Origin of the sequence: Streptococcus mitis, assembly GCF_946188375.1 — a bacterium.
GTDB classification, from domain to species: Bacteria; Bacillota; Bacilli; order Lactobacillales; family Streptococcaceae; genus Streptococcus; species Streptococcus mitis_CX.
On the sequence record NZ_CAMHUS010000011.1, the window covers coordinates 1 to 18,269 of the forward strand.

21 protein-coding genes are annotated in these 18,269 nt (G+C 42.8%); 2 read left to right on the forward strand and 19 right to left on the reverse strand.

Annotation, left to right across the window (positions count from 1 at the left end; translation table 11 throughout):
* Positions 1-272: 272 nt before the first annotated feature.
* The 11 genes from N8M16_RS08745 to N8M16_RS08795 all read right to left on the reverse strand — a co-directional run bounded on the left by N8M16_RS08745 (position 273) and on the right by N8M16_RS08795 (position 9,197).
* A complete protein-coding gene (locus tag N8M16_RS08745) occupies positions 273-1,604 on the reverse strand; it encodes a hemolysin family protein (RefSeq protein WP_261070024.1) in 1,332 nt (443 codons plus the stop codon).
* 268 nt (positions 1,605-1,872) lie between these two features.
* Positions 1,873-2,697 carry a DNA-entry nuclease EndA gene (endA, locus tag N8M16_RS08750; protein WP_261070025.1) on the reverse strand — a complete coding sequence of 275 codons (825 nt, stop codon included), beginning with the start codon at positions 2,695-2,697 and terminating at the stop codon, positions 1,873-1,875.
* Positions 2,698-2,735: 38 nt separating this feature from the next.
* On the reverse strand, positions 2,736-2,924 hold the full coding sequence (locus tag N8M16_RS08755; RefSeq protein WP_004241151.1) for a DNA-directed RNA polymerase subunit beta: 189 nt from the start codon (positions 2,922-2,924) through the stop codon (positions 2,736-2,738).
* Entirely contained in the window at positions 2,917-4,200 is a 1,284-nt protein-coding gene (murA, locus tag N8M16_RS08760) for a UDP-N-acetylglucosamine 1-carboxyvinyltransferase (protein ID WP_261052811.1), read from the reverse strand. Before murA ends, N8M16_RS08755 begins: the two co-directional genes overlap by 8 nt.
* Before the next feature lie 23 nt (positions 4,201-4,223).
* A complete protein-coding gene (locus N8M16_RS08765) occupies positions 4,224-4,454 on the reverse strand; it encodes a DUF1146 family protein (RefSeq protein ID WP_261034242.1) in 231 nt (76 codons plus the stop codon).
* A gap of 57 nt (positions 4,455-4,511) precedes the next feature.
* The gene (locus N8M16_RS08770) at positions 4,512-5,549 is read right to left on the reverse strand and encodes a SepM family pheromone-processing serine protease (RefSeq protein WP_000727281.1); all 1,038 of its coding nucleotides are present in this window, start codon (positions 5,547-5,549) and stop codon (positions 4,512-4,514) included.
* Positions 5,533-6,021: a pantetheine-phosphate adenylyltransferase gene (coaD, locus tag N8M16_RS08775; RefSeq protein ID WP_261070026.1), complete on the reverse strand. Its 489-nt coding sequence runs from the start codon at positions 6,019-6,021 to the stop codon at positions 5,533-5,535. Before coaD ends, N8M16_RS08770 begins: the two co-directional genes overlap by 17 nt.
* Entirely contained in the window at positions 6,011-6,550 is a 540-nt protein-coding gene (rsmD, locus tag N8M16_RS08780; RefSeq protein WP_261070027.1) for a 16S rRNA (guanine(966)-N(2))-methyltransferase RsmD, read from the reverse strand. The genes coaD and rsmD overlap by 11 nt, the downstream gene beginning before the upstream one ends.
* A gap of 64 nt (positions 6,551-6,614) precedes the next feature.
* A complete protein-coding gene (asnA, locus tag N8M16_RS08785) occupies positions 6,615-7,607 on the reverse strand; it encodes an aspartate--ammonia ligase (protein ID WP_000748003.1) in 993 nt (330 codons plus the stop codon).
* 111 nt (positions 7,608-7,718) lie between these two features.
* A complete protein-coding gene (locus tag N8M16_RS08790; RefSeq protein ID WP_001016903.1) occupies positions 7,719-8,402 on the reverse strand; it encodes a Bax inhibitor-1/YccA family protein in 684 nt (227 codons plus the stop codon).
* Positions 8,403-8,456: 54 nt separating this feature from the next.
* The gene (locus tag N8M16_RS08795) at positions 8,457-9,197 is read right to left on the reverse strand and encodes a TrmH family RNA methyltransferase (protein ID WP_261070028.1); all 741 of its coding nucleotides are present in this window, start codon (positions 9,195-9,197) and stop codon (positions 8,457-8,459) included.
* Between the two features lie 33 nt (positions 9,198-9,230).
* Between N8M16_RS08795 and N8M16_RS08800 the strand changes: the two genes are divergently transcribed.
* Positions 9,231-9,509: an acylphosphatase gene (locus N8M16_RS08800; protein WP_020903085.1), complete on the forward strand. Its 279-nt coding sequence runs from the start codon at positions 9,231-9,233 to the stop codon at positions 9,507-9,509.
* A gap of 77 nt (positions 9,510-9,586) precedes the next feature.
* Positions 9,587-10,513, forward strand: coding sequence for a membrane protein insertase YidC (gene yidC / locus N8M16_RS08805; RefSeq protein WP_261070029.1), 927 nt, complete (start codon positions 9,587-9,589; stop codon positions 10,511-10,513).
* Between the two features lie 226 nt (positions 10,514-10,739).
* Here yidC and pflA read toward each other — a convergent pair whose 3' ends face one another.
* The 8 genes from pflA to rsgA all read right to left on the reverse strand — a co-directional run bounded on the left by pflA (position 10,740) and on the right by rsgA (position 18,269).
* Complete coding sequence (gene pflA / locus N8M16_RS08810) at positions 10,740-11,534, reverse strand: pyruvate formate-lyase-activating protein (protein ID WP_033683045.1); 795 nt, start codon at positions 11,532-11,534, stop codon at positions 10,740-10,742.
* 125 nt (positions 11,535-11,659) lie between these two features.
* Positions 11,660-12,910 carry a diaminopimelate decarboxylase gene (locus N8M16_RS08815; RefSeq protein WP_261070030.1) on the reverse strand — a complete coding sequence of 417 codons (1,251 nt, stop codon included), beginning with the start codon at positions 12,908-12,910 and terminating at the stop codon, positions 11,660-11,662.
* 66 nt (positions 12,911-12,976) lie between these two features.
* Complete coding sequence (gene purR / locus N8M16_RS08820; protein ID WP_004238844.1) at positions 12,977-13,804, reverse strand: pur operon repressor; 828 nt, start codon at positions 13,802-13,804, stop codon at positions 12,977-12,979.
* 105 nt (positions 13,805-13,909) lie between these two features.
* On the reverse strand, positions 13,910-14,851 hold the full coding sequence (locus N8M16_RS08825) for a 3'-5' exoribonuclease YhaM family protein (protein WP_078237939.1): 942 nt from the start codon (positions 14,849-14,851) through the stop codon (positions 13,910-13,912).
* On the reverse strand, positions 14,841-16,097 hold the full coding sequence (locus N8M16_RS08830; protein ID WP_218493849.1) for a DNA recombination protein RmuC: 1,257 nt from the start codon (positions 16,095-16,097) through the stop codon (positions 14,841-14,843). The genes N8M16_RS08825 and N8M16_RS08830 overlap by 11 nt, the downstream gene beginning before the upstream one ends.
* 1 nt (position 16,098) lies before the next feature.
* Complete coding sequence (locus N8M16_RS08835) at positions 16,099-16,761, reverse strand: thiamine diphosphokinase (protein ID WP_261070031.1); 663 nt, start codon at positions 16,759-16,761, stop codon at positions 16,099-16,101.
* The gene (gene rpe / locus N8M16_RS08840; protein ID WP_004255827.1) at positions 16,724-17,380 is read right to left on the reverse strand and encodes a ribulose-phosphate 3-epimerase; all 657 of its coding nucleotides are present in this window, start codon (positions 17,378-17,380) and stop codon (positions 16,724-16,726) included. Before rpe ends, N8M16_RS08835 begins: the two co-directional genes overlap by 38 nt.
* A gap of 10 nt (positions 17,381-17,390) precedes the next feature.
* Positions 17,391-18,269, reverse strand: coding sequence for a ribosome small subunit-dependent GTPase A (gene rsgA, locus N8M16_RS08845; protein ID WP_173875761.1), 879 nt, complete (start codon positions 18,267-18,269; stop codon positions 17,391-17,393).

The following is an 18,269-nucleotide window of genomic DNA, read 5'->3' on the forward strand; positions in this document are numbered from 1 at the left end:
TTAAATTTGGGGCGGATTTGGGGCAAAATACCCACAAAGCCCGATAAATCAATGGTTTTTAATCCGTCTACCGCCTTCTTTAACTTGATTTATCAGGTTTCATTTAAACAGAAAGCCCAATTTAAAGGGCTTTTTTCTTTTTCCTTGAATAAATACGTATAACTTTAAAAAACTTTTGGGGCAAGTTTGGGGCTGAGTTTTTCGAGGACACAATTTCCTTTTGAAATCAACTGAAAAAAGCTTTGTCACGCCTGGTGACAAAAGCCTCTAGTTTACTCTGTTTCTTCTTCTATTTCAACTTCGGTAATTTGGACTTTTACCTTGGTAACACGTCCATTTTTCACCTTATCATTGGTTAGGATAAGTTGTTTGTTTTGGCTGACTAATTCATAACTGAGTTTCTCAGTCGTTGGAATGGTCCCCACTCCTGTCAAATAGTAACCAGCGATTGTATCAACGTCATCACTTTCCAGTTCAACATCAAAGTAGTCATTAAAATCATTGAGATTCATGGTACCTTGAACAATATAAGTATCTTCTCCAATTTTATGAACTTCGATTTCAGCCTTATCTGTTTCGTCATCGATTTCCCCAACGATTTCCTCTAAGAGGTCTTCCAGGGTCACCAAACCAGCCATCCCACCGTATTCATCTAGCAAGATTGCCATTTGTCTTTGGGTATTGCGCAATTCTTTTAACAAGTCATCCACAAAAATAGTTTCAGGAACAAAAAGTGGATCTTGTAAGATTTTCTTCCAAACAATATTGTCAAAACCGTCCTCAAAGCCCGCCTTAAGGAGACTCTTGGTGTGAATAATCCCAATCACATTGTCCTTATCCCCATCATAGACAGGGATACGAGAATAATTTTGTTTTAAAATACTTTGGATGATGCTTTGACTATCATCCTGAATATCCACCATAAAGGCATCCGTTCGAGGAACCATGACTTCTCTGGCCATTAATTCGTCCAGTGAAAAGATTCCTTGTAACATTTCAATTTCGTCAGCATCTAGTGTTTCTTCACTATTTGTCAGCATGTACTCAATTTCATCACGGGTCATTTTTTCATCAGCATCGTCAAAGGTCATCGGAGTCAAGCGACTCAAGAGATTGGTAGATGCAGATAAGAGCCAAACAAAGGGACTAACTAGTTTCCCCAATCCAATAATAACTGGCGCTGTACGAATCGCTAAGGCATCCTTTAGATTAAGAGCGATTCTCTTAGGATACAATTCCCCAAAAACGATGGAAATATAAGTCAAAAATGCTAAAGACAGAAAACTTGCAACGGCATAAGCTGTTTCGCCATTTCCAAGCCAAGATGCAATTTCTCGTCCCAGAGTTTCTGCCAAACTCGCCCCTGATAAGATTGTAATCAGGGTGATTCCTACCTGAATGGTTGATAAAAAATGGTTAGGATTTTCTAGTACCTTCAGAAGGCGGATGTAGCGTCTGTCTCCTTCTTCCGCCTTTTGTTCAACTCGGGCACGATTAAGAGAAACCATGGCCATTTCTGTGGCTGAGAAAAAGGCATTTAACACCGTCAAGATAAACAATAAAACAAATTGTAGCAACAAATTCTGACTACTTGGGTCTTCCATAGTTCTTCTCCTAAAATAGTATCTTATCCTTTATTATATCACAAAATATAGTCCAGTACATATTATTTTTTCTCAATACTCTTCGAAAATCTCTTCAAACCACGTCAGCTTCATCTGCAACCTCAAAGCTGTGCTTTGAGCAAGCTGCGGCTAGCTTCCTAGTTTGCTCTTTGATTTTCATTGAGTATCAGTGTCTATTGTAGCCCTGCTTAAACTAGTAATAAAGAACTCCTATATCCAAAAGTGACATAGGAGTTTATTTTGTATTTTACTGAGTTACCGTTACTTCTCCAGTTCGGTAATCCAGTTGAAGTCCTTTTTGAACATTGGGAACTAGAACATTAAATTCCAATTCTCCGTCTGAAGATTTGGCTTCAATCTGTGAAGCTGAGGGAACTAAGTCCTCGTTTGAAGCATAATAAAGAGTTACACGGTAACGGACACGCTTGTTTTTATCCAAGGCCTTACGTACCATGCTTTCATAGTAGTTTTGACCAGTCGAATCCTCGGCTTGCGCCTGATTTGCCCAGGCTGTTTGAACAGCAATGTTTTTAGGATTGCTTGTCGAGGCATCAAAACCATCCAAGCCACCGATTAAGGCATAGCCTAACAAGTGACCTCTATCGACCGCATGGGTATAAGTACCCTTTAGATTCTTAACCTGATGCCAGCCTGGAGGAGTCCAAGAAGTCGAACCATTCCCAGTTTCTTCACGATTCTTGTACTGGCGAGTAGCCTTAGACAAGAGGGCATTTGCTACGGTTGGCACTGTTTCCTTGCCCACTGTCTTTGTTTTATTATCAGCGTAGGGCTTACTTGAAACCTTGGCATCTAGATTTGTTTTATTGCCATTAACGATAAAAGCACCTGAGCCATTCCACTCCAGACTCCCTTTTATTTGACTCTTGACTGCGTCTGTTAAGACACTCTCTGCCAATGCTTGACTAGGAGCTTCAGACGCTTGTTTTTTCTGACTCACCTTAGTTTTAGGAGTATTAGCTGTCGACTGCATCTGCTTGATATAATAGCTACCGGCAGATAAAAGTAATAATACCAGCAATCCGATTAGTGTCTGTCTTGTTTTTTTGTTCATATTTCTCCTTATCTCTAGAAAAAGGCTGGTTTTCCAGCCTAATTTCCTGTAAATTTATGAATCAATTCCTGCCATTTTGCTGGAGACAGGATAGCCCATGGATCTTGACCCTTGCCCAAGATTCCATAACCTACCATTAAGCCAATTCCTAGGGCTAGAGCACCTAAAAACAGTACCAAAATGACCAGAAGTAAACGCTTGATTACGTAGCTTGATTTCTTATTCATCTTCATCACTTGCCTCAATCCGCTGAATCTTAGCACCCAACTGCGCCAACTTCTCATGAAAACGGTAGTAGCCTCTATCCAAGTGGACTAATTTACCAACTACGGTTTCTCCTTGTGCTACCAAACCTGTCAAAATCAAGGCTGCACTGGCACGAAGGTCAGTTGAAAGAACTTCTGCTCCCTGCAAAGGCTGTCCACCAACAATACGTGCTGTATCACGGATAATTTCAGAGTGCAAGCCCATACGGCGCATTTCTTCTAGATGTTGGAAACGATTTTCAAAAACTGTCTCCACCATAGTTGATTCGCCTTTTGCGACAGTCATCAAGGCTGTAAATTGAGCCTGCATATCTGTTGGAAATCCTGGGTGGGGCAAGGTTTTCACATGGACAGCTTTTAGATTTTCTAGTTGAGAGCGAACTCGAATTCCTTCAGCCTCCTCCGTCACTTCCACTCCCATTTCAAGCAATTTGGCAATCAAGGGACGGTTGTGCTCCCAAACAGCATCTTTAATCAGGACATCACCACCAGTCATGGCAGCAGCCACCATAAAGGTTCCAGCTTCAATACGGTCTTGGACCACATTGTGAGTCGTACCATAAAGTTTCTCCACACCGGTAATGGTAATGGTCTCTGTACCAGCACCTTTTACTTTAGCTCCCATTTCATTTAAGAGAATGGCTAGGTCCACAATCTCAGGCTCACGCGCAGCATTTTCAATCACTGTAACCCCATCAGCCAGCGTCGCTGCCATCATCAAGTTCTGAGTAGCACCAACACTTGGGAAGTCCATGTAGATATGAGCTCCATGTAAGCGATCAGCCTTGGCTTCGATATAACCAGCTGTCTGACTAATCTTAGCCCCCATAGCTTCTAGACCTTTCAAATGCAGATCAATAGGGCGGCTACCAATCGTACAACCACCTGGCATGGATACCTTGGCATGACCTACACGGGCAAGAATTGGTCCCAAGACAACGATAGATGCACGCATCTTGCTGACATACTTGTAAGGAGCTTCCTCAGTGATATCGCCAGTCGCGTCCACCTCAACAAGATGATCTTCTTCATTAAAATCCACCTTGGCATTCAAACCACGAACCACCTGATTCATAGTGAACACATCTGACAAGATAGGAACATTCTGCAAGACGGTCTTTCCTTCACTTGCTAGAATAGTCGCTGCCAACAAGGGCAAGACTGCATTCTTTGCTCCTTCGATCGTAACACTTCCTACCAGACGATTATCGCCACCTTGAACCACAATTTTTTCCATACTTATTTCCTTTACATTTGATTTTATAATAATCCTCTAAGCGCTTCTTGCCACAACTGATACAGGCTGATAAAGAAAGAACTCATGATATAGCCCATGACAATGCTGAAAAAGACTACTAATAAACGAACTTTTCTTGTATTCTCAGCTGTCACTTTTAAAACCTTTTCCCATCGAACAAGATCCTTTAAAAGGTAAAAACTCACATAAATAAAGAGCATGTGACTACTTAGAGTGAATAATAATTGAACCATTTGACTATTATACCATCTTCTCTGTTTGTGCGCTAGTTTGGAAACTTCACTCAAAAACTAGGGATTGTTTTTCAAGTAATCAATTGCATCTTGTAGGGTTTTAACTGGCACGATTTTCATATCAGTCTTGATTGTTTTGGCTGCTTCTAGGGCTGTTTGGTAGTTGTTTTTAGCATCAGGATGCGCTTTTTGTTCTTCTTCGCTAACAGGGTTATCCGGGGCAAAGAAAATAGCAGCACCTTCTCTAGCCGAAGCAACAACTTTCTTATCAATACCTCCAATGTCCCCCACATTCCCATCGCGATCAATGGTACCTGTACCGGCAACGATACGACCATTACGAAGACCAGGGTCAGCTATTTGAGTATAGATGGCCAGACTAAACATGAGACCTGCACTTGGACCACCGATACCAGCTGTTGAAAAGCGAATTGGGACATCACTGGTCACTTCCGTACGGTCAATCAAACCGATTCCAATCCCATTTTTGCCATTTTCCAAGGTGATAATCTTACCTTCTGCAGACTTGGTTTGCCCATCCTCTTCATAAGTTACCTTGACGGAGTCCCCTAGTTTTTGAGAATTGACGTAATCAATCAAGTCTTTGGAACTGTCAAAGGTTTGATCATTGACTGCTGTGACCGTATCAGAGATGTTAAGAATCCCTTTAAAGGTCGAATTATCCGTCACAGTCAAAACATAAACCCCAAGATATTTTAGTTCAATATCCTTACCAGCTGTTTTTAGCCCTTGATACTTGGCCATGTTTTGTGATGTTTGCATGTAGAATTGATTAATCCGCATAAATTCAACATCGGAAGAACCACCTGTAGTCTCTTGGGCACTACGAATATCTGTAAAAGGCGTCAACCAAGCATAAATCATATGGGCTAAAGTAGCGTGCTGGACACCAACCGTAACGAATTGATAGGCACCAGCTTCCTTATCTTCTGTGTCATTGACTTTAAGGACTTGGCGAATATCTTCCGAACCACCTGGAACCTCTATATAGTAGGGCAAGGGCACTACAAATGCCAAGAAAGTCACAATCAAGGCCGCAATGACATATAAGGGCCATCTAATCTTTTTTTTCATTTCTTATTTCCTCCAAAATACTCTCGGGAACATAGCAAGCAATATCCTGACCAAACTTCAAAAGTTCTCTAACACCGGATGAACTGAGATAGAGATGTTCAGGTCGACTATGTAAATAAATGGTCTCTATATTAGGAGACAGCTGATGGTTGTAGTAATCAAAACTGGCTTCATATTGCAAATCCGCTGCATTCCTCAAACCACGCACTAGGCAAGTAGCCCCCAGTCTTTTTGCGACATCAACCACCAATTCATCATGAGAAGACACGACTTCAACATTTTCCAAATGTTCCAAAGCCTTTTCTAGCCCCCATTTACGATTTTCGATAGGGAGAAATCCCTGTTTGTGGGGATTAAAAAAAATACCGACATAGAGCTTATCAAAGAGTCTGCTCGCCCGTTCAATCATATCCAGATGCCCATTTGTCATCGGATCAAATGAGCCTGTGAATAAGCCAATCTTATCTGACATAGACTGTCACCTTACTAATTCCATAAATCTTTTCCTTCCATATGCCCAGGCAGGCAATTTCTTCTGGAAGTTCAACGATCTTATCCGTCTCACACACGACCATGACATCTTCAGAAAAAAGCTCTTTCTCAGCCATTTTTTCAATATCTGCTACGATTTGTTCCTTGGCATAAGGAGGATCTAAGAAAATGAGGTCAAATTCCCCAGATATCTGTTCCAACGCCCTTTCTGCATCCATCTTGAGGAGTTGAAATTTCCCAACTTCCTTGGTCATCTGAATATTTTCAGCCACGATAGCCTGAGCCTTACGGTCTCGCTCCACCAAAACAGCGCTGGACATACCACGCGATACTGCCTCGATAGATAAACCACCACTACCTGCATAAAGGTCCAAGACTCGTCCCCCTTCAAAGTAGGGACCAATCATGTTAAAAATGGCTCCCCTAACCTTATCCGAAGTAGGTCTTGTCGTCTTGCCTTCTAGTGTCTTGAGGGGACGTCCCCCATAGATTCCTGATACGATTTTCATACCGTTTATTATACCAAATTATGGGCAAAAAGAGAAAGAAAACCGAACCTTGCGGTTCGATTCTCTACAAAATATTTTCGTAAGTATCGCGGACTTCTTGAGGCCAAACACTTGTTTGCACTTCTCCGATGTGTTTCTTGCGAAGTAGGAACATAGCCATCCGAGATTGTCCAATTCCCCCACCGATTGTCAATGGGAATAGACCGTTCAACAAAGCCTTGTGCCATTCCAATTCTAAACGGTCTTCATCACCTGTGATGGCAACCTGACGGCGAAGCGTTTCTTCATCTACACGGATTCCCATAGAAGACAACTCAAAGGCCCCACCTAAAGATTCATTCCAGACAAGAATATCACCATTTAGACCCTTGTAGCCATTTTCAGACTCGCTTGTCCAGTCATCGTAGTCTGGTGCACGTCCATCGTGCGGTTTACCGTCTGGTAATTCACCACCGATACCAATCAAGAAGACTGCTCCAAATTCTTTACAAATAGCATTTTCACGTTCTTTCGGTGTCAAGTCTGGGTAGCGTTCTACCAACTCTTCTGTGTGGATAAAAGTGATTTGTTTTGGCAAGATTGATTCGATGTCATAGCGGGCTTCAACAGCTAGCTCAGTAAGGCGAATAGCCTTGTAAATCTTCTCAACTGTTTCTTTTAGATAAGCGATGTTACGCTTACCATTTGGGATAACTTTCTCCCAATCCCACTGGTCAACATAAACAGAGTGAGTCGCATCCAACGAGTCTTCGTCTGGACGAAGGGCCTTCATGTGGACAAAAAGACCTTCTCCCTCACCGAAACCAAAACGGGCCAAAGTATGGCGCTTCCATTTAGCAAGTGAGTGCACCACTTCATAAGTAGCATCAGGGATTTGGAGAACCTTGACCGATACGGCATTCTCCACACCTGATAAGTTGTCCTGCATCCCGTCACCGACCCTGCTCAAGATAGGACCTTGAACTTCGACAACTTCTAACTTATCTTTCAAATACTGGGTAAAAGTGTTTTTGACAAAGGAAATCTCTTCTTGTTGATGAATAAAACTTTTCTTCATAAACTACTCCTCAAAAAATTAATTAAAAGCATTATACACCTATTTCCAAGAAAAGGAAAGAGCAAATACGAAAAAATCAGTGCTCCTTCGAACACTGATCCTAGGGACCTTTTAGTCATTGCGACCGAAGATACGTAGAATACTTAGGAAGAGATTGATAAAATCAAGATAGATACTGAGAGCCATTGACACAACCCAACCTGTCGCTACACGGCCTTGTGATTGTTCATAAGCGAGACGAATTCTTTGGTTATCCCAAGCAATCAACCCTGAGAAAACCAAAACCATGGCTACGCTAATCATATAATCAAAGAAGCCGCTAGCCAAGAAAATATTAACTACCATGGCAATCAGCAAACCGATAAGAGCCGCCATCATAGCCCGACCAAGGCCACTCAAATCTTTCTTGGTGAACATGCCAACTGCCGCCATGACAAAGAAGAGAAGGGCGCTAGACACAAAGGCGGATAAAACTGTACCCGGAGTATAGAAGGCCACCACAAAACTAAGAGTAAAGCCGTTTAAAACAGAGTAAAGTAAAAATACTGGAAGAGCCGCTGGACTATTCTTTAAGGCCATGTTACTGGCAACGAAAACCAAGGCCAACTCCGCAAAAGTAGCAATGGTCAACCAGAGACGTCCCTGCATCAAAAAGTAAACCAACTGAGATTGAAAGACCGTTAACATAAGACCTGATACTAAAGCGGATAGTCCGATTCCCAGACCAACAAAGGCATAAACCTTAGCGTAAAATTGATTGAGACCTGCGCGGTCGTGAATAATAGTGTGATTCATCTTTTCTCCTTTTCTATGAACATCTTTCCTTGATTATAACAAAGAAAGTTAAAATTAGCTTAAATGGAAAATTAAGATACCAGCTGCAACGGCAACATTCAAACTCTCCGCCTGTCCCTTCATACTAATGTGGACCAACTGGTCTGCACTTTCAGCCATAAGGGGACTAATTCCTTGCCCCTCATTTCCCATGACTAGTACAAAATTTTCTATAGGAGGCAGTTCTCTGTAATCAACAGAATCTTCAGATAGGGTTGTTGCCAGCACTGGGATAGCTGCCTCTTTGGTTTCCTTAAGAAGCGCTTGACTCGACATCCGGTAAATAGGCAGATGAAAATGACTGCCTTGCATGGAACGTAAGGTCTTGAGACTGTAGATATCTGCCGACTTTTCTGAAACAATCACTCCAGTAAAACCTGCTGCATCCGCAGTCCGAATGATAGTTCCCACATTACCAGGATCTTGCACATCTTCCAAAAACAAGAACTTGCCCTGACTAAAGTCAGCTTGTCCTACTTCTTCTTTTTGAACCACCGCAACAATGCCCTGTGGAGTCTGAGAATCCGCTAAATCTATCAAAATTTCCTCTGAAACCCAGACAGTTTGCGGAAACGAGGCTAACTGATCTCGGTAACTTTCTAGGGCAAAGATTTTCTCAATCGTAACTCCAGCTTGGACAGCTTCTTCAAACAAGTGCCAGCCTTCAATCAAATAAGCAGACTTGCGGTATTTTTTTTGGTGTAATTTCTTGGCATTTTTTACCACAGAATTGGCTTTTGAGGTTATAATAGTCATAGAAATATTATAACACAATCAAAGGGGTTTGGTATGCAAAAGGTTAGAATGATTGCCCAAGGTAGGGTGCAAGGAGTTGGCTTTCGTTGGGGTGTTTACAGCTTGGCACTTGAAATTGGTGGCATCACAGGTCGGGTATGGAATAACGACGATGGCACAGTGGAAATCTTAGCCCAAGCAGACTCATCTGCTATCATGGCAAAATTTATCCAAGAAATCCGCAAAGGACCCACACCTTTTTCAAAAGTCAGCTACTTAGATGTCCAACTGAGCAACTTTCCTCCCTACCCTGACTTTAAAATCGCAAATTAGGTCTCTAGAACTATTGTATATTTTGTAAAAAAACAGTAGAATAGAAAGGTATAATTTTTAAAGAAGGAATAAAAACAGTGAAATCTATTAAACGTTTTGCACTCTCGGCTATGGGAGTGGCTATGTTGCTAGTCTTGACTGGCTGTGTTAGCGTCGATAAAGCCACAGGAAAGCCAATAGGATTTATTTGGAATACGATCGGAGCGCCTATGGCTGAAGCTATCAAGTACTTCGCTACTGATCAAGGTCTAGGCTTTGGTGTCGCTATCATCATCGTAACCATTATCGTCCGCTTGATTATCTTGCCACTTGGCATCTACCAATCATGGAAGGCGACGCTTCACTCTGAAAAGATGAATGCCCTCAAGCACGTCCTTGAGCCACACCAAACGCGTCTCAAAGAAGCAACTACTCAAGAAGAAAAACTCGAAGCCCAACAAGCTCTCTTTGCTGCTCAAAAAGAGCACGGCATCAGCATGTTTGGTGGTGTAGGATGTTTCCCTATCCTCCTTCAAATGCCTTTCTTCTCTGCAATTTACTTTGCTGCCCAGCATACTGAAGGTGTTGCTCAAGCAAGTTACCTAGGAATTCCTCTAGGCTCTCCAAGTATGATTTTGGTTGCCTGCGCAGGTGTCCTTTACTATCTTCAATCGCTCCTTTCACTTCACGGAGTAGAAGACGAAACGCAAAGAGAACAAATCAAGAAAATGGCTTACGTGAGCCCAATCACGATTGTTGTCTTCTCCCTCATTTCACCAGCCAGTGTCACACTTTACTGGGTTGTCGGTGGTTTCATGATGATTCTCCAACAGTTTATCGTCAACTATATCGTTCGTCCAAAACTTCGCAAAAAAGTCCGTGAAGAATTGGCTAAGAATCCACCAAAAGCACGTGCTTTCTCTAAACCAAGTGGACGAAAAGACGTTACTCCTGAACAACCAACTGCTATCACAAGCAAGAAAAAACACAAAAATCGCAACGCTGGAAAACAACGTTCGAGATAAGAAGAAAAAGGCTTAGCTGGTTTGCTAAGTCTTTTTTGCAAGTCATACTCTTCAAAAATCTCTTCAAACCACGTCAGCTTCGCCTTGCCGTATATATGTTACTGACTTCGTCGGTTCTATCCACAACCTCAAAACCATGTTTTGAGCAGCCTGCGGCTAGCTTCCTAGTTTGCTCTTTGATTTTCATTGAGTATCAAAAGCCCGATGTTTCCATCAGGCTTCTTTTTTATCCATGTACACGTTTCATATAGTCTTGATAACTTTCGGTATCCATGAGTTTTTTAGCGTTTTTCACGCGGTCTGCTGTTGGTGGTTTAACCCCTTCGAGGGAATATGGAATTCCCAGTTCACGCCATTTGAACTCACCCATGGTGTGATAAGGTAGAATTTCAAACTTATCCACATTTTTAAGGGTCTTGACGAACTTACCAAGTTCAATCAAGTCATCATCTCTATCTGTCAATCCTGGAACTAGCACGTGGCGAATCCAGACAGGTTTTCCAATATCTGATAGATACTGGGCACAGGCCAAGATATTTTTATTGGTTTGGCTAGTGACAATCTTGTGCTGTTCTTCGTTGATTTCCTTGATATCCAAGAGGACCAAGTCAGTGACAGCCATGAGTTTGTCAAACTTTTCAAGGTAACGTGGTTTATTACGGAAAGGTAGTGCACAGGTATCCAAGGTACAGTGGATTCCTTGTTCCTTAGCCTTGGTAAAGAGGGCAATCAAGAAATCAATCTGCAAGAGAGCTTCTCCTCCACTGACTGTAATCCCGCCCTTATTTCCCCAGAAACCACGGTAGCGCAAGGCCTCTGCCAAGACATCATCTACCGTCCGTTCACGTGACTTATTGGACTCCATAGCCCAAGTATCCGGGTTATGGCAATACTGGCAACGCATGTGACAGCCCTGCAAAAAGACAATAAAGCGAATACCAGGCCCATCTACTGACCCAAAGCTTTCTGTCGAATGCACCATTCCTGTCACTTGTCCATAATCAATTGTTTCTTCAGACATATCGTTACCTTCCTTGAAAACGTTTTATAGTTTTATTATATCACGACTTGAAGGAAAAACAAGATTTTTGCCTATTTTTTAGAAAGCAATCTGTTTTTCAATTTCATTTTCAATTACTTATCATTTTATTCTTCAAAATCAAAGCCATACAAGGTTGCAAAGTAGTCCTCAGGGCGCTCTGCACGGCGAATTTGACGGGCCTTACCTTCTTCGGTATAGAGGATTTCCGCAGAACGAAGTTTGGCGTTGTACTGGTAACCCATTGAAAAACCGTGGGCACCTGTATCATGAATTACCAGCAAATCACCGATTTCTGTATGAGGCAGTTCGCGATTCACTGCAAATTTATCATTGTTTTCACAGAGTGAACCAACCACATCTACTACTTCAGCTGGTCCATCTGGATGGGTCAGGTTAGTAATATGATGGTAGGCTCCATACATAGCTGGACGCATGAGGTTGACTGCTGATGCATCAACACCTAGATAGGTACGGTAGGTTTCCTTCTTATGAGTGACTCTTGTGACCAAGGCACCGTGAGGGGCTAGCATAAAACGACCCAATTCGGTAAAAATCTTGACCTCACCAAGACCAGCTGGCGTAAGGACCTCTTCATACACCTTACGAACTCCCTCACCAATCAAGGCAATATCATTTGGCTCCTGGTCTGGACGATAATTGACACCAATACCGCCAGAAAGATTGATAAAGTCTAGCGAAATGCCCAACTTTTCCTTGATTTCAACAGCCAATTCAAAAAGCTGACGAGCCAACTCTGGATAATAGAGATGGGTCACGGTATTGGACGCTAAGAAGGAGTGAATCCCAAAAGTCTTGGCTCCTTTTTCCTTCAAGATGGCAAAAGCTTCAAAGAGCTGGTCCTTGGTCATGCCAAACTTGGCTTCTCCAGGATTGTCCATGATGTCTGTCCCCAGCTCAAAAACGCCTCCAGGATTGTAACGACATGAGATGATTTCTGGAATGCCTGCTGCTCGCTCCAGATGTTCAATATCTTCAAAGGCATCCAAGTTAATGGTCGCACCCAATTCACGCGCATAGGCGTATTCCTTGTCTGGCGTGTTGTTTGAAGAGAACATAATCTCAGAACCAGGGAAATCCAGTTTATGGCTCATCAAAAGCTCCACATAACTAGAGCAGTCCACACCACAGCCTTCCTCTTGGAGAATTTTTAAAATAGCTGGTGTTGGAGTAGCCTTAACTGCAAAATATTCCTTAAAGCCCTTGTTCCACGAAAAGGCTTGGTTGACGGCCCTTGCCTTTTCACGAATTCCCTTCTCATCATACAAGTGAAAAGGTGTCGGGAACTCGGCAACAATCGCTTCTAAGTCTTCTTTATTGATAAATGGTGTCTTCATAAGCTTCCTTCTATTCTATTTGCAAAGAAAGGCTGGGACAATCGTTCCAACCTTTAGTTCTATCTCTTATTTATCTTCGTCAAAGATATTGCCAACCTCAACATCGATGGCTTGGTTCTTGACATCAATATTAGTTACCTTCAAGAGTGACTTGTAGTCAAACTGCTTTTCACGTTCTTCTTGAGCATTGTCCGCAAAGACCGCTACACCAGCCAATTCTGAGTCGAACTCACGTAAAAGACTAATCATCCCGTTGACAGTTCCACCGCCTTTCAAGAAGTCATCCACAATCAAGACACGGCTGCCTGCCTTGAGACTACGTTTTGAAAGGAACATTTTCTCGATACGGTCACCACTTGAACCTGAAACATAGTTGACGCTGACAGTTGAACCTTCGGTAATTTTCAGGTCACGGCGCACAATAACAAAAGGAACATTGAGGACATTGGCAACTGCATTTGCAAGTGGAACACCCTTAGTAGCTACTGTCATAACCGCATCAATTTTTTGGTCCATAAAGCTCTTGGCAATAATGCGACCAATATTTTTCAAGATAGCTGGTGTACTAAGCAAATCAGACAGGTAGATATAGCCACCTGGCAAGATACGGTCACTTTCTGACAACTTAGCACGCAAGTCCTCAACCATTTCCTTGGCATCATGGCTTGAGATTGATGGTGTGAAAATGACACCACCACCAGCACCAGTTACTGTCTGGATATGACCGATTTCAATTTCCTCAAAGGCTCGTTTGATAATGACGATATCCTCTGAGATGGATGATTTAGCAGATTCATACTTTTCAGCAAAAGTATTGAGACTAGTTAGTTTATAAGGATTATTAATCAAATAGTTGGAAATGACAACCATTCGATCACTTCTTCTTAATTTCATTTCTATTTCCCATTTCATTTAATTTTGATATTTTATCTATTATACCATATTCACATAAAAAAACGAACATTCTTATCCTAAAAAATGCTCATTTTTCTTAAATTGTTAATCTAAATCTGGTTTATAGAAGGAACGATTGTCCATAGCGAAGATTTTATTGGTCATCTCTCCTTTATCTACCAAAGCAAGAGCTGTTGACATCATCATCATGCTAGCATCCAGATTGTCAATCATATGGATAATCTCTGCTTCCATAATGCGTGGACGGACTGGACTTCCATACTCAAGTAAGCCATGGTGACTAAGGATTACGTGACGAAGCAGAACGACTTCTTCCTTGGTATCATCGATGCCGAGTTCCATCACTGTCTTGGTAATTTCACTATCAATCAGAGCGATATGCCCAAGGAGATTGCCTCTAACTGTGTATTCGGTCTGGTCTGGTCCCGTCAACTCGATGACTTTAGCTAAGTCATGCAGCATAATCCCTGCATAGAGCAGGCTCTTATTGAGCTGAGGATAGACTTCGCTAATAGCATCCGCCAAACGCACCATGGTCGCCGTATGATAAGCCAAACCCGTTTCAAAGGCATGGTGATTAGTCTTGGCAGCTGGATAGGAGTAAAATTCCTTATCATACTTGGTGTAGAGCTTTCGAACAATCCGTTGCCAAACAGGATTTTCAATTTTAAAAATCATTTGCGACATGTAGTCACGGATTTCCCTGACATCAACTGGCGACTTGACCTTGAAATCAGCTGGATCATTGGGTTCACCAGGCTGAGGCAAGCGGAGGGTAATTTGATTGACTTGAGGGGTGTTGTTATAAACTTCTCGGCGTCCTTTCATGTGGACAACCTTACCTGCGGTAAAGGCCTCAACGTTATGAGGTTGAGCATCCCAGAGTTTCCCTTCAATCTCGCCACTATCATCTTGGAAGGTAAAGGCTAGGTAGTTTTTCCCAGCGCGAGTTTGTCTAAGGTCAGCTGACTTGATTAGGTAAAAGCCTTCAAACAGCTCATCTTTTTTCATGTGACTAATCTTCATATTCTTCCTCATTTTCTTGGAAATGGAGTAGATCAAGCGCAGGCTCACCTTCTGACAACTCAATGTGACGGAGCGTCCGCTCGATAGCTGTGGTGCGACGGTTTAATAATTCATCAATATTGCCAGAGGCATGTTGGAGATGTTTTTGTGCCTTGACCAGAATACCACCAAACTTGCCAAACTCGGTTTTGACACTGGCAAGCGTCTTGCTGATATGGTCGGCACTCTTTTGGATATTAAGGGTTTTGAAACCAACTGATAGGGAATTGAGAAGAGCTGATAGGGTACTTGGACCTGCGACAATAATCTGCTCCTCCCGTCTCAAATCATCAAAGAAGACCGGATTGCGGACGATTTCTGAGTAGAGACCTTCTGTCGGAACAAACAAAACTCCAAAATTGGTCGTCCGAGGTGGTGCTATGTACTTGCTCTTAATATCCTTGGCAAAGCGTTTGACGCTGGCTAGGAGTGACTTGCGACAGCGTTCGATCTCGTCCTTGTCACCAGCTTCATAGGCTTCTTCTAAGCGGTAATAATCTGCCAGTGGAAACTTGGAGTCAATCGGTAAGTAGACATATTCCAGGTCACCCTGTCCAGGCAACTTGATGGCATACTCCACTCGTTCACTAGAGTTTTCAACCGTTGCGTATTCTCGTTCATACTGGGCAGGGGTCATGATGTCCTCAATAATTTGCCCCAATTGCAATTCTCCCAGAATCCCTCGTGTCTTGGTTCCAGAGAGAACCTTGTTGAGGGCTCCGACATCGCGGGCAACTGTCTGCATTTCTCCAAGACCACGATTGACAGACTCCAATTGCTTGGAAACTGTCTCAAAGGAAGCCTGTAGGCGTGTCTGCAAGGTCTTTTCTAGTTTTTCCTCGACGGTTTGGCGCATTTGTTCCAAACGTTGCTCATTTGATTCCTGCAAGGCTTGGAGACGTTGGTCAGTCTTATCCCTGGTTTGGAGGAGATTCTCAGTCATTTCTTGACGGACCTGAGTTAAGCCTTGGTGCAATTCGATTCTCACTTCTTGCAGGCGATCGCTGACAGCCACTTCCAAGTCTTTTTGATCTAACTGGCTGGCTTGTCTGGCTTGTTCAAAACGGTAATCCAACTGGTCTGACAAATGATCTGCCTGATCCTCCAAGCTCTTGGCTAGATGTTTTTCCTGCTTATCCTGCCTTTGCCAAATCAGAAAGAGGCCAGCTAGATTGGCAATCAATAATAGAACAAGTAAACTTTCCATTCTACCTCCTGTCCTTGCTATGCAGCACGACCACATAACCATCTGGGCAAGTCACCGACACTTCCCTATCTATATATTCGTTAGAAGTGTACACTTTTTTAAAGAAAAAATTGTCCTCTGTCAACTCATACTTGGCTCCGAGAATGGTAAGCTGGCTATCTCGAACCGGCATAAAAGCTAGATAATCGTAGTCTGAACGAGGTTCTAGCTGACTGGTTCCTTCTGGACAATAGGCAATTAAATTTTGCCCATCCTCAATTTCTATCTGGCGCATATAAGGCGCCAACTTGGGATTGCTAGGCAAAAAGACATTGGCCAGCATATGATCAATACGGCCACCCAAAGCACCAAAAATAGTAACCTCAGCCTGAGGATTTTGCTCAAAGATGGTTAAGAGAGCCAATTCCAAATCTGTATCATCTTTTTCTGGTTGGGCTTGGACAAAATACTGGGCACGTTTTTGAATCACCTGTCGCTCTTCTTCCGTCACAGAATCAAAATCTCCGACTGCTAGAGTAAGAGGCAAATCTTCTTCCAAGACCCAGAGAGAACCTCGATCCACACCGACAAATCTATCAAAGTCCGTCCGATAATGACCACGATCTCCACCTGCAAAAACGGCAACCCTAGTCCAGTTGTTTTCTGAGAGTTTGTACTCGCTCATTGACATCTCCCTTAAAGACATAGGAACCTGCTACAAAAACGGTCGCACCAGCTTCTTTGGCTTGAGCAATGGTTTGATCATCGATCCCGCCATCGACTTCGATTTCAAAGTTCAAGCCTTTTTCATCACGAAGGGCAACCAACTCACGGACCTTATCCATGGTTTCAGGCAAAAAGGCTTGCCCACCAAAGCCTGGGTTAACTGTCATGACTAAAACTTGGTCAACTAGATGAAGGACGTGCTTGATGGCTTCAACAGGCGTACCAGGGTTAATGACAACTGATGGCTTGACACCGAGTGAACGAATTTTTTGGAGGGCACCATGAATATGGGGCGTTGCTTCCACATGGATGCTGATGATATCCGCTCCCGCACGCGCAAAGTCTTCTAAATGATGCTCAGGATTAGCTACCATCAAGTGGCAGTCAAAGACCATCTTGCTATGAGGGCGAAGAGCTTCGACCACACCTGCACCAAAACTGATTTGTGGCACAAAGTGCCCATCCATGATATCGATATGGGCATATTCTGCCCCAGTTGCTTCTAGGCGTTTGATTTCACGTTCAAAGTTGGCATAATCTGCTGCCAGAATTGACGGAGCAATCTTGTATTGAGACATAGGTTTCTCCTTATTTTGGAATTTTTTTGCTGACTTTTTTATAGGTTTCTCTGCGATTTTCAATCTCACTGAGGAATTGCAGGTAGTTGTCAAAACGGAAGATAGCAATGGCACCCTCTTCTACTGCCGGCTTCACTGCACAGGACGGCTCATGGGTATGGGTACAAGTGCGGAATTTGCAGTTTCGGCTGACACTAGCAATCTCTGGAAAGGCCTGATTGAGGTCTTCCGCCGTTGATACTTCATAATCCAATGATGAAAAACCTGGTGTGTCTGCGATTTTACCTCCATTGAGATTATAAAAACTAACTGCTCGAGTAGTGTGGCGCCCGCGACCCAGACTGTCTGAAATTTCTCCTGTTTCAAGATTGAGGTCTGGTGCGATTTTATTGAGAAGTGTTGACTTCCCAACACCTGTCTGCCCCATAAAGACCGTAACCTTGCCTGTCAATAAAGGCAGGAGTTCCTCTTTACTGGTCACAAAGTCATAGCCGATATCACCATAGGTCTGTTGGTAAAAATCCAGTTCCCCTCTATCTTCCAGTAGGTCCATTTTGGAAATATAAACGATGGGATGGATGTCCTTGTGCTCCAAAAGAACCAAGAAACGATCCAGCAAATTGCTGTTAAAATCAGGTTCCTTGACTGACATGATTACTACAGCTTGGTCAATATTAACAATTGGCGGACGGACTAGGCTGTTTTTGCGTTCGTGAATCTTGAGGATATAGCCTTCTGAATTTTCCTCGGCAGAAAAATCTACCAAATCCCCAACGTAGGGAGTATGGCCTTTTTTACGAAAATTTCCACGCGCTCGTGTTTGATAAACCTTGCCATCACTCTCTACATAGTAGAAGCCTGCCAAGGCTTTAATAATTTGTCCCTGCAT

Coding starts and splice junctions, on each gene's coding strand:
- N8M16_RS08745 (WP_261070024.1), bottom strand. CDS start 1,604: ATGGAAGACCCAAGTAGTCAGAATTTGTTGCTACAATTTGTTTTATTG.
- N8M16_RS08765 (WP_261034242.1), bottom strand. CDS start 4,454: ATGGTTCAATTATTATTCACTCTAAGTAGTCACATGCTCTTTATTTAT.
- N8M16_RS08815 (WP_261070030.1), bottom strand. CDS start 12,910: ATGAAGACACCATTTATCAATAAAGAAGACTTAGAAGCGATTGTTGCC.
- endA (WP_261070025.1), bottom strand. CDS start 2,697: ATGAACAAAAAAACAAGACAGACACTAATCGGATTGCTGGTATTATTA.
- N8M16_RS08790 (WP_001016903.1), bottom strand. CDS start 8,402: ATGAATCACACTATTATTCACGACCGCGCAGGTCTCAATCAATTTTAC.
- rsmD (WP_261070027.1), bottom strand. CDS start 6,550: ATGAAAATCGTATCAGGAATCTATGGGGGACGTCCCCTCAAGACACTA.
- asnA (WP_000748003.1), bottom strand. CDS start 7,607: ATGAAGAAAAGTTTTATTCATCAACAAGAAGAGATTTCCTTTGTCAAA.
- N8M16_RS08835 (WP_261070031.1), bottom strand. CDS start 16,761: ATGAGCGAGTACAAACTCTCAGAAAACAACTGGACTAGGGTTGCCGTT.
- coaD (WP_261070026.1), bottom strand. CDS start 6,021: ATGTCAGATAAGATTGGCTTATTCACAGGCTCATTTGATCCGATGACA.
- pflA (WP_033683045.1), bottom strand. CDS start 11,534: ATGTCTGAAGAAACAATTGATTATGGACAAGTGACAGGAATGGTGCAT.
- rsgA (WP_173875761.1), bottom strand. CDS start 18,269: ATGCAGGGACAAATTATTAAAGCCTTGGCAGGCTTCTACTATGTAGAG.
- N8M16_RS08800 (WP_020903085.1), top strand. CDS start 9,231: ATGCAAAAGGTTAGAATGATTGCCCAAGGTAGGGTGCAAGGAGTTGGC.
- murA (WP_261052811.1), bottom strand. CDS start 4,200: ATGGAAAAAATTGTGGTTCAAGGTGGCGATAATCGTCTGGTAGGAAGT.
- purR (WP_004238844.1), bottom strand. CDS start 13,804: ATGAAATTAAGAAGAAGTGATCGAATGGTTGTCATTTCCAACTATTTG.
- N8M16_RS08770 (WP_000727281.1), bottom strand. CDS start 5,549: ATGAAAAAAAAGATTAGATGGCCCTTATATGTCATTGCGGCCTTGATT.
- N8M16_RS08755 (WP_004241151.1), bottom strand. CDS start 2,924: ATGAATAAGAAATCAAGCTACGTAATCAAGCGTTTACTTCTGGTCATT.
- N8M16_RS08795 (WP_261070028.1), bottom strand. CDS start 9,197: ATGACTATTATAACCTCAAAAGCCAATTCTGTGGTAAAAAATGCCAAG.
- N8M16_RS08825 (WP_078237939.1), bottom strand. CDS start 14,851: ATGAAGATTAGTCACATGAAAAAAGATGAGCTGTTTGAAGGCTTTTAC.
- rpe (WP_004255827.1), bottom strand. CDS start 17,380: ATGTCTCAATACAAGATTGCTCCGTCAATTCTGGCAGCAGATTATGCC.
- N8M16_RS08830 (WP_218493849.1), bottom strand. CDS start 16,097: ATGGAAAGTTTACTTGTTCTATTATTGATTGCCAATCTAGCTGGCCTC.